Source organism: Baaleninema sp. (assembly GCF_049974805.1).
In the GTDB taxonomy this organism is placed as follows: Bacteria; Cyanobacteriota; Cyanobacteriia; order Cyanobacteriales; family Geitlerinemataceae; genus Baaleninema.
The window spans coordinates 1-14,671 of the sequence record NZ_JBNGCO010000116.1; the positions used below are offsets into that span (position 1 = coordinate 1).

Genomic DNA, 14,671 nt, shown 5'->3' on the forward strand with positions numbered 1-14,671 from the left:
TGATTCGTGGCCAAATCCCCGATCGATCCAGGGCTGTGCGAGATCCCCGGCATCTTGGAGATGCCGGGGATCTAGAGACAGATCTAGAGACAATCCGATCTTCGTTCGATCTTGAGTTTCACTTCTATGAATTGCCACAATTGACTTAGGATTGCTATATCAACTATCAACTATCAATTATCAATTCCCCAACGCATTCCCCAAATTCACCAAGGCTGCGCCGTAGTTGGGATCGATTTCAACCGCAGTGCGCCACGCCTCGATCGCGCGCTCGAACATTCCCTGTTCGTACAACAACTCGCCCAAACGATTGTAAATCTCCGCCGAATCGGGATTCAACGTCAACGCCGCCTGGTAAGAAATGTTCGCCGTGTTGTATTCCCCCCGTTCGGCGAGTAAATCTCCCATTCTCGCGTGGGCTAAGCCAAAGGTAGAATCGACGCGCAAAGCGTTTTGAAACGCCGCCATCGCCTCGGGAAACTTACCGTTTTCGGCGTAAACGTTACCCAAACCATAGTACGCCAACGCCATCTCTCGCGAGGAGAGCGATCGCGCTTCCACAAACCGATCGATCGCCTCCTGGTAAGCTTGCGCCGCGTCAGACAGTTCCCCTAACGCCAAATACGCATCCCCCAAACCGCGATAGGCTTCAGCATAATCGGAATCGAGGGCGATCGCCCGCTCGAAATCCGACAAAGCCCCTTGGTAACGTCCTGTTTTCAGCAATCCCACGCCGCGAAAATAAAACGCAGCGGCGCGATCGCTACTGCGATCGATAGCTTCTTCCAATACCACCAGTGCCTCGCGCGTGCGTCCAGCACGCATTAACGCCTCCCCTAACAGCCCGTAAGCAGCAGTTAGGTTTGAATTAATATCCAGTGCCGTTTGCAGGGCGAAAATCGCCTCTGAAGCGCGATCGAGTTGTAACAGCGTTTCGCCGCGATAGTAATGAGCGCGATCGAACAGCGGCGAAACGCTGACCGCTTGCTGAAAATAGTCCAACGCCTCAGTAAAATTGGCTTCGTCGTAGAAAATCAAGCCGATGTTGTAATAAGCCGCCCCGAGAGTCTCGTCGATACGAATTGCCCGTTCGTAGGCTTCGAGGGCCTCCCCGAGTCGATCGAGCGATCGATAGGCCACCCCCAAATTGTTATACGCCTCCGCATAATTAGGACGAATATCCAACGCCAACTCATAGGCCACGATCGCCGAAGCCGGGTCTCCCTGCCCCTGCAACGCCCGTCCCAAATTGTTATAAGCTTCGTAATTGGACGGATCGAAGCGCAAGGCTTCTTTGAACGCCTCTTCCGCCTCCACAAAGCGCCGTTCTTCCAACAGGCGCAGTCCTTCTTGGAGATAATACCCCTCGGTTCCGTACACCTGGGCGAGTCGAGGCAGTTGGGACAGGGGCGGCGTCGCCCGAACCGACGGCACCCCCAAACCGGCCGTCATCCACCCCAGCCCTAAACTGACCCACAACAACCGTCCTCGAACCATCTCTGTCTCGCTCCCGGTATCTCTCGGTTTGGCTTCAGCCAAAGTATAGCTGAAACCCCGTAGGCGCGTTCGTGCAACGCCCCTACGGGGGAAATCTGGAACAGTGATTGGAAACCCGGATGGAGGATTACATCGCCTGGGCGCGAAGCCAAGCCACGGGCAAACACATGGCTTTACGCCATCCTGGGACGTAAGCCCGTTGGCGGAAGACATCGTAGCCGTTGCGTTCGATCGCATCGAGAATCTTGCTGTACAGAATCGTCGCCGACCACACCGGCCAGCGGGCGTCGGGGCTGAGTGCCGCAATACCCCGTTCGGAGGTGGCGTAGTACTTGCGGGCCCGTTGAATTTGGAACTTCATCAACGCCCGCCAGCGATCGTCGATGACGCCGTTCAACAGATCCTCTTCCGTGTAGTCGAACAAGGCCAACTCGTCCAACGGCAAATAAATGCGTCCCCGTCGGGTATCTTCCCCCACGTCTCGCAAAATGTTGGTCAGTTGGTTGGCGATGCCGAGGGCGACGGCTTCTTCTGTGGGGCGCACGCCCTCTTCTAAAGTCCAAGGTGCCGTTTGCAGCGCCGGATCGACTCCCATCACCGCCTCGGACATCAAACCGACGGTTCCCGCCACGCGGTAACAGTACAGTTTCAGTTCCTCGAAGGTCTGATAGCGATCGCGATACAAATCCATTCGCTGACCTTCGATCATGTCGCGAAAGGGGTCGATTTCCAGGGAAAACCGTTCCAGCGTATCGACGAGCGCCATGTCCAGATTGTCGATGGGATTGCCCGCGAACAGGGATTCCAAGCGGGCTTCCCACTCGTCGAGGGTTTCCGGCGTCGTGTGACGGGCTTCCGGGCCGTCGACGAGTTCGTCGGTGCGGCGACACCAGACATAGATCGCCCAGATCGCCCGCCGCTTAGCTTCGGACATCAGCCGCGTACCCAAATAAAAGGTTTTGGAATACTTAGCGGTAATCTGGCGGCATTGTTCGTAAGCCTCCTCAAGTGACACGCGCATGTTGACCTTGGGCGGGGATTTAGGCAGTTGCAGCATTCGTAGCAGGCTCAACAGTCGTTTTTTTCGCAGCAGTTGCCCCGTCAGAATTACGGGATTTTACGTCGGCGTCGATCGCCTGCGCTGTCAGCTTACCAGAAAGCACAGCACCTTCCATACTGCCGAGGTATTTTTGCATCGTATAATCCCCGGACAGATAGAAGTTCGCGATGGGCGTCCGTTGGGAAGGACGGTATTGTTGGCGACCGGGGATCGCTTTGTACACGGATCGCGGCGTCTTGACGACGTGGGATTTCAGCAGTTTAGCCGGGTTGTCTCCGGTGAAGTGTTGGGGGAACAGTTGTTTGAGTTCCTCCATCGTGGCGGCGATAATTTCTTCGTCAGATTTGGAAATCCAATCTTTGGCGGGGGCTAACACCAGTTCCAACATGGAGCGATCGGGGTTGGCGTATTCCTTGCAGGTGTTGCTCATATCGGCGTACACGCTCAGCAAGGGCGATCGCGAGAACAGCAGGTGATCGATGTCGGTGAGTTTTCGATCGAACCACAGGTGCAGGTTAATCACCGGAACCCCTTCTAACCCTTCCAACTTCTGGAAGTGGGGCAGTTGGCGCCAGGGTTGCGGCAACATCACTTTCAACGGATCGACGGGCATGGCGGAAACGTACAAGTCCGCTTCGAAGGCTTCGTCCGGTTGTCCGTTCAGTCCTCGCAAGAGGAACTGTTTCACCGTTCCGTCTTCGTTGAGTTGAATTTCTTTGAGGGGGGCGTTGAGGCGCACTTCCCCGCCTCGTTCGGTGATGTAATCCACCAAGGGCTGACAGAGGCGCTCGGTGGGAGAGCCATCGAGAAACGCCATTTTTGAGCCGTTTTTCTCTTGTAAAAATCGGTTCAGCGCCGTCAAAATAATCGTGGCGGAAATTTCATCGGGATCGATAAAATTAAGCGCCTTCGACATGGCGATAAACACTTCTTTTTCCACTCTTTCGGGGACGTTTTGCAGCTTTAACCACTCCGAGAAGGAATATTTATCCATCTCTTCAACGTAGTTTTGTCCCTGAATAATGGCAGGAATTAAACCCAGTCCGAACCGGATTTTTTCTGGCCAGGTCAGCATATCGTTATTTCGCAAAATCGCGATAATGCCGTTGATGGGGGCGGGAATGTCGGGAAAGTCGAAACGCGAATAGGTTCCCGGTTTTTCGGGTTGGTTGAAGATCATGGTGTGTTCTTTCCACTGCAACCGATCTTCAATTCCCAGTTCTTTAAAAAGCTGCAACATATTCGGATAGGCTCCGAAGAAAATATGCAGCCCGGTTTCGTACCAGTCACCGTCTTCGTCTTTCCAGGCGGCGACTTTTCCACCCAATACGTCGCGGCGTTCTAGGACGATCGGCGTGTGGCCTAAATCGGCTAGGTACTTTGCACAAGACAGTCCCGCTAAACCGGCTCCGGCGATCGCGACTCGCATGTAACTTTACTACCCTCACTTCGATAATGGTTTTCCCACTTCTCATTATATGTTGCAATCTGTTACAAATCATCGATTTCGAGGCAGGAATCGTCTGAAGAGGGGAAAACCCGGCAAACCCTTGAATCGGGCAAACCCTTGAATACTGAGGGAATCGGGCAGGTACGAGGGGGTAGGCGGGCGGGTTGGAGAAAGCGATCGCATCCCCTTTTCCTGTGAGTTCGATCGCTCCATGGCCACCCGTGCGATCGCCACCACCGACTGACACCCCACACCGCGAAACTTCGGAAGTATCACCGAGACAGCAGCAGCGCGATCGCTTATTTTTCCGGGGTTTCGCCGCACCATAGAGGGTAACGCAACGCCATATCGAAAGACCGATGAGAACAGCTCTAATGTCACGGTATCCCGAACCTCAACCGTCTCTCCAAACTCTAAACGCTCGCTTTTTAGCGCGAGTCTCTCCAGAATTTCGCGAGTCGATCGATCGGATTTTGGAATTAGTGAAAGTTCTCGAAACGGATACCGAACGCACCCCGGAACAGCGATCGCGGGATTACCAAACCATTCGCGCCGCCGCCCAGCAGATGAGCGCCCTGCTTCATCAAGCTTTAGAGGAATTAGAGAATTAGCGTATCGAGAAGGGGAGATGGGGGGATGATGGGATGATGGGATGATGGGATTGGGAGAGAAGGAGAAAGTCTCAATTATCAGTCTCAATTATCAATTGTCTTCCCTCATCACCTCATCATCACCTCCTCAGCGATCGAAGCGTCGTAGATAAACACTGTGACGCACAGCGTGGGAAACGGGCGTCTCGAAAGCATCTACCGTTTCAATTTCTCCCCCGAACTCCTTCAAGGTGTTTTGGAGGTGGTCTCGTTCTTCCTCCGTCCAGCGCCCTCGGTACAGCACCGCCTGTCCGCCGGGTTTCAGCCAGGGGAAAACGTACCGAGCGCAAGCGGACGGCGATCCGACGGCTCGCACCACGGCGAGATCGTAGGAACTGCGATAGGGGGGAATCGTACCCAGTTTTTCGGCGCGTCCGGCGATCGCCGTTGCGTTGTCGATCGACAGTTCCTCAATTAACTCCCTCAAAAAACGAATTTTCTTCTGAGTCGAATCGACGAGGGTCACGTGCCACGCCGGACGCACCAAGGCGATGGGTAAACCGGGAAACCCCGCCCCGGTGCCGATATCGACAACGCGGTACGGGGTTTGCGCCGACTCCCCATCTTTCAACAGAGGCGCGATGCCTCGTAAGGAATCCCAAAGGTGCTTTTCCCAAAACGCTTCGGGTTCGGTAATGCGCGTTAGGTTCAGCTGGCGGTTTCCCGCCAGAATCCCCTGGTAAAGCTGTTGAAAGCGACGTTGGCTTTCGGGGGGCGGTGTGGCCGAACCTAACGTTTCTTGCCAAAGCTGCGGAAACTCCGGTAAGGCGGGGGCGGTGTTCGAGAGGTCTGACGCCATCGTTTAAAACGGGATTTCGTCCTCCAACAGATCGTCTGACGACGGGGTAGAGGTGGGGGTCGGTTGGCTCGGCGGGGGCGTCGTCGGTTGGCTCGTCGGTTGGCTCGTCGGTTGAATCGGCGGCGTAGAGGATGCGGGAGTGGCCGTCGGTTGGGGTTGTACTTGTGGTTGCGCCGCCGCAGCGGGACGAGGAGCGGCACCCGCCGCGATGGTGTGGATGCGTTGAGCGGTCAGTTCGGCTCGTTTTTCCTTGAAGCCTTCGGGTCGATCGACGAGAATCATGCTCAAACGTCCTTCGATGACGATGCGATCGCCGCGATGGTAGTTTTGACTCAAGGCTTCAGCCAGTTTGCGCCACGCGACCACTTTCAACGTGGCCGGGGGATCGCCGTCCCGCACGGCGTCGAACTGAACGATGGTTTCGGCAACTGGGGTTTGGGTGTCGCTCGTGTAGCGCAGTTGCGGATCTTGGACGATTTCCGCCATTAAAATACAGCTATTCATCTCAATCGAATTTCGATAACTCTGGTCGTGAACTCACACGCGGGTCGGACGCGAAGTCGTTTTTGGGGAAGCTTTTCAGTTTAACGCTTTCGTTCCTCGACGCGCAATCGATCGACGCAGCAGCTTCGCGATCGATCTTCTGTCCCCAAATTTTTGTACGACTATTTACAACTATCGGTATTGTAGCAGTCGGAACGAGCCGAGACGAACCCGGTTCGTTCCGAGGGCGATCTTACTTAACCGAGGCTTTCCGAGAGGTTTTGCCCCCCTTGGTGCTGTTCGACGAAATGTTGAATCCGGGTGCGGTAGTCCCGCAAGGTTTCGTCAACCCAATCGCGATCTTCACCGTTGGCGAAAATATGAACTACCGGTTCTCCCGCATCCGGCAACACCAACACCCAACTGTCCGACTGAGGTTCGCACACCTTCACACCATCGACCAATTGAATTCGATCGCTCGGGTGAGTTTCCACCATATGCCGCATCAGCGCCCCTTTCGCCGTCCAAGGACAGCGAATCGTCTGACAGCGGTGATACACCCGGGGCAACTCGGCGCAAATTTGCCCCAGCGGTCGCCCTTGCAGAGTTTCCATCTCAATCAACTTGGCGATCGAGAACATAGCATCGAAACCGGGGTGCAACTGCGGGAAAATAAAGCCCATTTCCCCACTTCCCCCTAACACCACGTTGGGATTGGCGTGACAAGCTTCCATCAACGCCGTGGGGTTAGCTTTGGTGCGAATCACCTGACCGTCGTGGCGTCGGGCGATTTGTTCCACCGCACTAGAAGCGTGAACCGGAACCACCACCGTCCCGCGCGGGTTCGCCGTCAAAATAGTATTGACCATAAACGCCGTCAGTTGTTCGCCGCGAATGGGAATTCCCGACTCGTCGATGAGAATAAACTGTTCGCCGTTGGCGGACACTTGAGCGCCGAAATTGGCTCTGAGGGCTTCCACCACCTGACCCAACTGCGTCAGCAAGCCTTCCCGTTCCTCCGCCGACAGCGCCGACTGGTTCAAACTGGCGTTGAGAACCACCGCATCGCAACCGAACTTCGCCAGCAGTCGCGGCAGAATCGCCCCGGAGACGGCGTAGGCGTAATCGATAACCACCTTGGCGCCCCCGTGACGCACCGCTTCCACATCGATGAGTTTCTCAAATCCGGTGCTGTACATTTCCAACACCTGACTCGGATAGTTCATCTGACCGATTTCGGCAATTTGCGCCCGTCGCAGGTCTTCTTTGAAATAAGCCCCTTCGATTTTCTTCTCTTTGGCTTTCGTGATGTTGATGCCGTTAACATCGAAAAATTCAACGAGAATCGAATCAGCCCGTTCCGGGTGAACCCGCACGTGAATGCCCCCGTCGATGTTCAAACGCGGCGTTTCTCCTGCGGTAGACGCCCGCGCGAACGATCGCGAAATGGGAATCGCCGTCGCTTCCAAGTTCTGCACGTTAACGCCCACGGACATGATGCCCGCAATCAGCGATCGCGACACCATGCGAGAAATACTGCGTTGGTCGCGGGACACCACCACCTGAGCGCCTTGTTTGAGGGTCGAACCGTAAGCCGCCCCCAGTTTCACGGCAAATTCCGGCGTAATGTCGATATTCGCCAAACCGCTAACCCCTCGCTGTCCGAAGAGGCTGCGTCGCGCCGTCTGTCCCCAAATCAAGTTAATGTTCAAAATCGCCCCGGATTCGATTTTTTTGCTGGGCCAGACTCTCACGCTGGGGCTGATTTGGGCTTCTTCTCCCACCGTCGAAAGGGGCCCCACCACCGCCCCTTCAAGGACGTGAGCGCGGCGATCGACCCGCGTTCCTCGGCAGATGGTACAAGCCCGCAAGTGAACCTCGTCGCCGATAATCGCCCCGTTCCAGATAATGGGACGTTTGAGGTCGGCATCGGTCCCGATGGTAACGTTATCGCCGATAACCGTTCCCGCTTCGATTTGGGTTCGCGCCCCGATACGGCAGTTATCGCCGATGAGAACGGGGGCTTCGAGTTTCACGGTATCGTCGATATAGGTGTTTTGTCCGATCCAAATGCCCGGTTCCCGTTCTTCATAGGGGAAATCCATCTCGACTTTGGTTCGCAGGGCGTCGTATTGCGCCTCGCGATAGGCTTCGAGGTGGCCGACATCGCACCAGTATCCTTCGGCGATGTAGCCGTACATGGGTTCGCCTTTTTCCAACAGCAGGGGGAACAACTCTTTCGAGAAGTCGCATTCTTGGTTGGCGGGGAGATATTTGAGAACTTCCGGTTCGAGGATGTAAGTTCCCGTATTCACGGTATCGGAGAAGATTTCCGAGGCGGAGGGTTTTTCCAAAAACCGAACGATGCGCTGGTTTTCGTCGGTAATAATGACGCCGAACTCGATGGGGTTGGGAATGTGTTTGAGGATGAGAGTGGCTTTCGAGCCTTTTTGACGGTGGAATTCGATCGCCGCACTCAGGTCGAAATCGGTAATTCCGTCGCCGCTAATGACGAGAAAGGTATCGTCGAGGAGATCTTCAACGTTTTTGACACATCCAGCGGTACCGAGGGGTTGTTCTTCTTCGACGGCGTAGGTCATCTGAACCCCGAAGTCTTTCCCGTCTTGGAAGTAGTCCCTCATCACGTCGGGGAGATAGTGAACCGTCGCAATCACTTCGGTGATATCGTGGCGCTTGAGGAGATTGAGGATATGTTCGGCGATGGGACGGTTTAACACCGGAACCATGGGTTTGGGGAGATCGCACGTTAGGGGTCTCAGTCGCGTCCCCGATCCTCCAGCCATCAACACTGCTCGCATAAGCGCTCCTTTGTGGTCGTTTGTCGTACTAAGAGTGATGTATTTTTCTGTGTTGCTATCTCTATAAAGGTATTACAGGTTGGCCGCGACCGAGTTGAAGAGTCTGGGGCGATCGCCGAATCTCGATGGATTTCAGCTTGGAAATCGATCGCGCCACTTCCCCCAACTCCTTCAGGTTTATTGTACGGGGAGATGGGGAGATGGGGAGATATAGAAATGTGGAGAGGATAAGAGGAAGAGAGACTCTCCTCACGATTGGCGATTTTCGGTTTGCCGATCGGCGATCGGCGTAAAATGCTTGCAGGGATGACAGGGCCCTTCGGGGTTGACGGCGCAGCGAACTAACTCCGATCGCGCGTTGTACTGACAGGACGCATCGCCGATAACCCAACGTCCGTTAACTAAACTCATTTCTTGGGGGCGGTTGGCCTTTTGAACGTAGAGAGCGATATTGTTGAGGCGATAGCGACCGGATTTGAGATGATAGCGGTGTCGGCGTTCGAGAACGGTGTAGGTTTGACCGTCGAAATCTAAGTAATGACCGGGTTGTGGCGTCCAGTCGAGATAGATTTTCCCCAAGGACTTCGCCGACTGGGTCAGAATCACCTCGGTTGGTAAAGAGTCTGGCTCCATAAGCCCTCCTGTAGTTCGGTTTACAATTTTCCACCCCTTTCAAGGTAACGCATCTGTCCGGGCGAACTGTCTCGGGGCGCGATCGCTTCAACGCCGTCTGAGGAAGAGACTCGAGAATTGTTCGCAGAGTGCTTGCGGGATCGATCGATCCAGCGTTAGGGTATTCTGCCAGATATTCCCCGTTTGGGGGGATCGATCGCCGTTGTCTACGCTACTGCTTATGTCGTTTCCCGTTCGCCGTCTGTTCGCCGCTTCCCTTCTCAGCCTATCGCTGTTGTCGGGATGTACGGGAAACGCCCCCGTTGTCGAAAACAATCCCCAGGTGTTGCGAATGCTGTCCTGGCAAGCCCCGACGATTCTCAACCCTCACCTCTCGACGGGGTTTAAGGATTGGGAAGCCAGTCGCGTCACCCTCGAACCGCTAGCCACCTACGACGCCGAGGGACAGATGGTTCCCCTGTTGGCGGCGGAAGTTCCCACGTTGGACAACGGCGGCGTGGCGGCGGACGGAATGTCGGTGACCTGGCAACTCAAACCTGACGTGAAATGGTCGGATGGAACGCCGTTGACCGCCGAGGATGTGGTGTTTACCTACAACTACGTCAGCAATCCCGAGGTGGGGGCGACGAATTTGGGGGTGTATCAAACCATCGAAAGCGTGGAAGCTCTGGACGAGACGACAGTGCGGGTCAACTTCAAACGTCCCAATCCCGCCTGGTCTTTGCCCTTTGTGGGCGCGTCGGGCGTCATTTTGCCAAAACACATATTTGAGGACTACAGCGGCGCGAACGCTCGGGAAGCCCCGGCTAATTTAATGCCCGTGGGGACTGGCCCCTATCGAGTGGTGGAGTTTAAACCCGGCGATGTGGTGGTCTACGAACCGAACCCCTACTATCGGGAGGCGGAGAGGCTGAGTTTTCAACGGATTGAGTTGAAGGGGGGAGGCGATGCGACTTCGGCGGCGAGAGCGGTGTTGCAAACGGGAGACGCGGATTTCGCCGATAATTTACAGGTGGAACCCCAGGTGTTGGAACGGTTGGAAACTGGGGGAACTGGACGATCGATCGCCAGTTTCGGACCGTTGGGAGAACGCATTGAATTCAACTATACCGATCCCGATCGAACGGACGATAACGGCCATCGTTCTACCTTAGCGTTTCCCCATCCCTTTTTTACCGATGAAACTGTGAGAAAAGCCTTTGACTTGGCGATCGATCGCGATGCGATCGCCACTCAACTCTACGGAAAAGCCGGACAACCCATCGCCAACTTCCTCCTCGCACCGCCTCAATATGTTTCCCCAAATACCCGTTACGAATTCAACCTCGAGAAAGCCGCCGAACTCCTCGATGAAGCGGGATGGACGGACAGCAACAACAACGGAATCCGCGATAAAAACGGCGTTGAAATGGAAGTTGTTTTTCAAACTTCTACGACGCCAGTGCGTCAGAAAACTCAAGAAATTATCAAGCAGGGATTGAGTGCGATCGACGTTGGCGTGGAACTCAAAAGTGTTGATTCCAGCATTTTCTTTTCCGGCGATCCGTCCAATCCCGACACCCTCGGACGGTTTGTCGCCGACTTGCAAATGTTTACCACCGGAAACTCGCATCCCGACCCGGCGATTTACATGAAAACTTACACTTGCGACGAAATCGCCACCCCCGAAAATAACTGGTCGGGGCAGAATTTCGCCCGGTATTGCAATCCCGAATACGATAAGCTTTGGAACCAGGCGCAAACGGAACTCGACCCCGAAAAACGTCAATCTTTGTTCGTGCAAATGAACGATTTGTTAGTTCGAGATTCTGCGGTGATACCTATCGTTCGCAGAGCCGACGTTGTGGGGGTTGGCTTACAATTGGAAGGGGTAAAACCCACGCCTTGGGATCGCAATACTTGGAACATCGCCGAATGGCGAAAAACTGGAAATTCGGAAAATTAAAAACCTCTCGTTGTTCTCGTTGTTCCTCGTTGTTCTCGTTGTTCTCGTTGTTCTCGTTGTTCTCGGTCTCTCGATGTTCTCTGTGTCTGGTGTGGTGAACGGTTATCCAAATATTTTGAAATTGCTCCATCGAGCTTTTTAAGTTTTTCCGTATCGAGCTTTTCAAGTTTCAAGTTCAAGTTTTTTGCGGATTTTTCCCAGCTTAATTCCTGTCACGATTGCGACTTATCATAACGATTAAAATTCCATAAAGATTGAAATTTCATTCAGAAGGATCGGCGATAAATGCTTTCACCCCTTCATGATAATCCAACTCGGAAATTGTAATGTCTCGTTGGGCTTCTTCCACACTTAACAGACGCCAAAAGGAATTTTTTTTCTGCAACGCCGCCGCGTTCCCATAAATGGCTTCGGCTAACCGATAAACTTGCTGGTATTCTAAAGTGCGATCGACCGCAATAAAGGAAAAGGTCGAAAACGTGGGAACCGCTTCAGATTGCCAAGAATAGGTATTCGCCGGAATCGTCGTCGGTTGGTAAATTCCTTCCAATCCCTGCAAAATCGATCGCTCCGACAACGCCAACAAGCGAATCTCTTCCCCCGCCTCCGCCGCCAGTTCCATCAGCAACGGCGAACCCAAAGCGGAAGTAAAAAACATCGCCTCTAAATCTCCCGCTAACAGCTCCTCAACCGCCGTTTCGATATCCAATCGCTCCAAGTTCGGCTCCGTTTCCGGATCGAGATCGTAGAGGGTATAAAATACAAACGCCGTCACGAAGGTTCCCGAACCCGGCGGGCCGATCGCGACTCGTTTTCCCGCCAAATCCTCCGGTTCCTCAATTCCCGCATCCCGACGGACAATGAGATGCAATACCTCATTACTCACAGGTGCAAACAGTTGCGCGTTTGACAAATACTCCCGTTGCGCGTCGTCGCCGAACTTTTCCAAATACACGCGAGTATCTAACTGGGAAAAGCCCAAATCCGCCGCTCCCGTTCCCACCGCTTCGATGTTGGCGATCGATCCCGTGGTTTCGCGAATCTCGAACTCGTATCCCTTCTCTCCCAAAACTTCTCGCAGATCGATCGCCGCTTGATAGTAATTTCCCTTCTTATCCCCCGCCGCGATCGAAATCGTTTCCGTCGGTGTCGCGTCTCGAGACGACGGCGACTCGCAACCACCTAATCCCAACACCGCAACGCTTGCGATCGCCGCCGCCACAACCCCTTTCATCGTCACCTGTGCATCCTCCCCCCGTTCTTCTCTATATGTTCGGCGCCTCTCTCGTGTAGGGCCAGATGTTTCGCGAAAATCGCCCAAAAAAGAGGGGAACGATTAGAGCGTTCCCCCAAGAGAATTATTCGATCGTAATCGACTGCGGACCGCTGCTGCTGCCGTTATTGTCGTCTCCGTTGGAGTTGGACGAAGACGCCTCAGACGACACCACCGTATCGCCCAGCCAGGTTTTTACAGGCTCCTCAGCCAAATCGAGGCGAAGGACCCCCGAGACGAAACCGCCGAGAAAGGCGATCGGTTCGGATGCGAATTCTTTAACAAAGGGTTGAAGTTCGTCGAAAAACATAGGTTTTCCGTGTCGGTGTTTGAGTTAGGGTTTGCTTCGGGAACGATCGAATCGTAACGCGGAACGCCTCCTCTGTGCCATCGAGGACGGCGATCGCTGACAGAGGAACCGGGCGATCGTTGTATCCTAAATTAATGGAGAGTTGTCAAAAGACCCCGAAACCTTTGCGTCTTTGCTTTTGCCTCTCCGTTCAGTCACGTTCTGCCAACCCCTGCATTCATGTTTGACGCACTCGCCGATCGCTTAGAAGAAGCCTGGAAAAAACTTCGAGGTCAAGACAAGATCTCGGAATCGAACATTCAAGACGCCCTCAAAGAGGTTCGTCGCGCCCTCCTCAACGCCGACGTCAACCTCCAAGTCGTCAAAGACTTCATCCGCGAAGTCGAAACCAAAGCTATGGGCGCCGAAGTCATCTCTGGCGTGCGCCCCGACCAGCAATTTATCAAAATTGTCAACGACGAACTGGTGTCGGTGATGGGGGAAAGCAACGTTCCCCTCGCCCACGCCGACACCGCCCCCACCATCGTCCTCATGGCGGGGTTGCAGGGGACAGGTAAAACCACCGCCTCGGCGAAACTCGCCCTGCACCTGCGAAAACAGAATCGATCGAGCCTTCTGGTGGCTACGGACGTTTACCGCCCCGCCGCCATCGACCAGTTAAAAACCCTCGGACAACAAATCGATGTTCCCGTGTTCGAGATGGGAACCGATACCGACCCGGTGGAAATCGCCCGTCTGGGGGTCGAAAAAGCCAAAGCCGAAAATATCGATACCGTCATCGTCGATACCGCCGGACGCCTGCAAATCGATCGCGACATGATGGCGGAACTGGCGAAAATCAAAGAAACCATCCAGCCTCACGATACGCTGCTGGTGGTGGACGCTATGACGGGTCAGGAAGCCGCCACCCTGACGCTGACATTCCACGAAGAAATCGGTATTAGCGGCGCGATTCTCACCAAACTCGACGGCGACACCCGAGGCGGTGCAGCCCTCTCGGTGCGACGAATTTCCGGTGCGCCGATTAAATTCGTGGGGATGGGTGAAAAGGTGGAAGCCTTACAGCCGTTTTACCCCGATCGCATGGCGTCGCGCATCCTGGGGATGGGAGACGTTCTCACCCTCGTGGAAAAAGCCGCCGAAGAGGTGGATTTGGCCGACGCCGAGAAAATGCAGGAGAAAATCCTCTCGGCCAAGTTCGACTTTTCCGACTTCCTCAAGCAAACCCGCTTGATGAAAAATATGGGGTCTTTGGCGGGGGTCATGAAACTGATTCCCGGTATGGGAAGCAAGTTGTCTGACGACGACTTGCAGAAAGGAGAAACCCAACTCAAACGCGCCGAATCGATGATTAATTCGATGACGGCGGAGGAACGCAGCAATCCCGATTTGCTGGCTAGTTCCCCCAGTCGCCGCCGCCGCATCGCTCAAGGTGCGGGATATCAAGAAACGGACGTGCGCCAACTTGTCAGCGACTTCCAAAAAATGCGATCGCTCATGCAGCAGATGGGACAAGGTTTCCCCGGAATGGGCGGAATGGGCGGAATGGGCGGAATGGGCGGTATGAACCCCTTCGGCGGAATGTTCGGCGGCGGTGGCGGCCAACCTCGCCCCGGTTTTCGCGGCTATCCCAGCCCCGGCGGGAAGAAGAAGAAGAAAAAACAGAAGAAGAAAAAAGGTTTTGGGGATTTGTAAAGGAGATGATGAGGTGATGAGGTGATGAGGTGATGAGGTGATGAGGTGATGAGGTGA

13 protein-coding genes are annotated in these 14,671 nt (G+C 54.5%); 3 read left to right on the plus strand and 10 right to left on the minus strand.

The features are described from left to right. Nucleotides 1-180: 180 nt before the first annotated feature. The 4 genes from ACP5D4_RS18050 to ACP5D4_RS18065 all read right to left on the minus strand — a co-directional run bounded on the left by ACP5D4_RS18050 (nucleotide 181) and on the right by ACP5D4_RS18065 (nucleotide 4,334). The gene (locus ACP5D4_RS18050) at nucleotides 181-1,497 is read right to left on the minus strand and encodes a tetratricopeptide repeat protein (protein ID WP_428013009.1); all 1,317 of its coding nucleotides are present in this window, start codon (nucleotides 1,495-1,497) and stop codon (nucleotides 181-183) included. Between the two features lie 127 nt (nucleotides 1,498-1,624). Continuing rightward, a complete protein-coding gene (crtB, locus tag ACP5D4_RS18055) occupies nucleotides 1,625-2,554 on the minus strand; it encodes a 15-cis-phytoene synthase CrtB (protein ID WP_428013010.1) in 930 nt (309 codons plus the stop codon). Further along, nucleotides 2,538-3,986: a 15-cis-phytoene desaturase gene (gene pds, locus ACP5D4_RS18060; protein WP_428013011.1), complete on the minus strand. Its 1,449-nt coding sequence runs from the start codon at nucleotides 3,984-3,986 to the stop codon at nucleotides 2,538-2,540. Before pds ends, crtB begins: the two co-directional genes overlap by 17 nt. A gap of 69 nt (nucleotides 3,987-4,055) precedes the next feature. After that, on the minus strand, nucleotides 4,056-4,334 hold the full coding sequence (locus ACP5D4_RS18065) for a hypothetical protein (protein WP_428013012.1): 279 nt from the start codon (nucleotides 4,332-4,334) through the stop codon (nucleotides 4,056-4,058). Nucleotides 4,335-4,366: 32 nt separating this feature from the next. Between ACP5D4_RS18065 and ACP5D4_RS18070 the strand changes: the two genes are divergently transcribed. Continuing rightward, on the plus strand, nucleotides 4,367-4,618 hold the full coding sequence (locus tag ACP5D4_RS18070) for a hypothetical protein (RefSeq protein ID WP_428013013.1): 252 nt from the start codon (nucleotides 4,367-4,369) through the stop codon (nucleotides 4,616-4,618). A gap of 127 nt (nucleotides 4,619-4,745) precedes the next feature. Here ACP5D4_RS18070 and rsmG read toward each other — a convergent pair whose 3' ends face one another. The 4 genes from rsmG to ACP5D4_RS18090 form a co-directional block, all read right to left on the minus strand. Continuing rightward, entirely contained in the window at nucleotides 4,746-5,456 is a 711-nt protein-coding gene (gene rsmG / locus ACP5D4_RS18075; protein ID WP_428013014.1) for a 16S rRNA (guanine(527)-N(7))-methyltransferase RsmG, read from the minus strand. A 3-nt stretch (nucleotides 5,457-5,459) separates the two neighbouring features. After that, nucleotides 5,460-5,960, minus strand: coding sequence for a single-stranded DNA-binding protein (locus ACP5D4_RS18080; protein ID WP_428013015.1), 501 nt, complete (start codon nucleotides 5,958-5,960; stop codon nucleotides 5,460-5,462). Nucleotides 5,961-6,196: 236 nt separating this feature from the next. Next, nucleotides 6,197-8,758: a sugar phosphate nucleotidyltransferase gene (locus ACP5D4_RS18085; RefSeq protein WP_428013016.1), complete on the minus strand. Its 2,562-nt coding sequence runs from the start codon at nucleotides 8,756-8,758 to the stop codon at nucleotides 6,197-6,199. A 249-nt stretch (nucleotides 8,759-9,007) separates the two neighbouring features. Beyond that, entirely contained in the window at nucleotides 9,008-9,391 is a 384-nt protein-coding gene (locus ACP5D4_RS18090) for a DUF6464 family protein (RefSeq protein ID WP_428013017.1), read from the minus strand. Between the two features lie 220 nt (nucleotides 9,392-9,611). Here ACP5D4_RS18090 and ACP5D4_RS18095 point away from each other — a divergent pair, with 220 nt between their 5' ends. After that, a complete protein-coding gene (locus ACP5D4_RS18095) occupies nucleotides 9,612-11,336 on the plus strand; it encodes a peptide ABC transporter substrate-binding protein (protein WP_428013018.1) in 1,725 nt (574 codons plus the stop codon). A 262-nt stretch (nucleotides 11,337-11,598) separates the two neighbouring features. On the opposite strand, the gene ACP5D4_RS18100 is transcribed toward ACP5D4_RS18095, so the two are convergent. Both ACP5D4_RS18100 and ACP5D4_RS18105 read right to left on the minus strand, forming a co-directional pair. Further along, a complete protein-coding gene (locus ACP5D4_RS18100) occupies nucleotides 11,599-12,570 on the minus strand; it encodes a TAXI family TRAP transporter solute-binding subunit (RefSeq protein ID WP_428013019.1) in 972 nt (323 codons plus the stop codon). 124 nt (nucleotides 12,571-12,694) lie between these two features. After that, nucleotides 12,695-12,919, minus strand: a complete 225-nt coding sequence (locus tag ACP5D4_RS18105) for a hypothetical protein (RefSeq protein WP_428013020.1) — start codon at nucleotides 12,917-12,919, stop codon at nucleotides 12,695-12,697. Between the two features lie 219 nt (nucleotides 12,920-13,138). Here ACP5D4_RS18105 and ffh point away from each other — a divergent pair, with 219 nt between their 5' ends. Further along, complete coding sequence (gene ffh / locus ACP5D4_RS18110; protein WP_428013021.1) at nucleotides 13,139-14,614, plus strand: signal recognition particle protein; 1,476 nt, start codon at nucleotides 13,139-13,141, stop codon at nucleotides 14,612-14,614. The last annotated feature ends 57 nt before the right edge of the window (nucleotides 14,615-14,671 follow it).

Bases quoted from the DNA above. Each gene is read 5' to 3' on its own strand.
- ACP5D4_RS18080 (WP_428013015.1), bottom strand. From the start codon at position 5,960: ATGAATAGCTGTATTTTAATGGCGGAAATCGTCCAAGATCCGCAACTG.
- ACP5D4_RS18085 (WP_428013016.1), bottom strand. From the start codon at position 8,758: ATGCGAGCAGTGTTGATGGCTGGAGGATCGGGGACGCGACTGAGACCC.
- ACP5D4_RS18095 (WP_428013018.1), top strand. From the start codon at position 9,612: ATGTCGTTTCCCGTTCGCCGTCTGTTCGCCGCTTCCCTTCTCAGCCTA.
- ACP5D4_RS18090 (WP_428013017.1), bottom strand. From the start codon at position 9,391: ATGGAGCCAGACTCTTTACCAACCGAGGTGATTCTGACCCAGTCGGCG.
- ACP5D4_RS18070 (WP_428013013.1), top strand. From the start codon at position 4,367: ATGAGAACAGCTCTAATGTCACGGTATCCCGAACCTCAACCGTCTCTC.
- ACP5D4_RS18065 (WP_428013012.1), bottom strand. From the start codon at position 4,334: ATGGTGCGGCGAAACCCCGGAAAAATAAGCGATCGCGCTGCTGCTGTC.
- pds (WP_428013011.1), bottom strand. From the start codon at position 3,986: ATGCGAGTCGCGATCGCCGGAGCCGGTTTAGCGGGACTGTCTTGTGCA.
- ffh (WP_428013021.1), top strand. From the start codon at position 13,139: ATGTTTGACGCACTCGCCGATCGCTTAGAAGAAGCCTGGAAAAAACTT.
- rsmG (WP_428013014.1), bottom strand. From the start codon at position 5,456: ATGGCGTCAGACCTCTCGAACACCGCCCCCGCCTTACCGGAGTTTCCG.
- crtB (WP_428013010.1), bottom strand. From the start codon at position 2,554: ATGCTGCAACTGCCTAAATCCCCGCCCAAGGTCAACATGCGCGTGTCA.
- ACP5D4_RS18105 (WP_428013020.1), bottom strand. From the start codon at position 12,919: ATGTTTTTCGACGAACTTCAACCCTTTGTTAAAGAATTCGCATCCGAA.
- ACP5D4_RS18050 (WP_428013009.1), bottom strand. From the start codon at position 1,497: ATGGTTCGAGGACGGTTGTTGTGGGTCAGTTTAGGGCTGGGGTGGATG.
- ACP5D4_RS18100 (WP_428013019.1), bottom strand. From the start codon at position 12,570: ATGAAAGGGGTTGTGGCGGCGGCGATCGCAAGCGTTGCGGTGTTGGGA.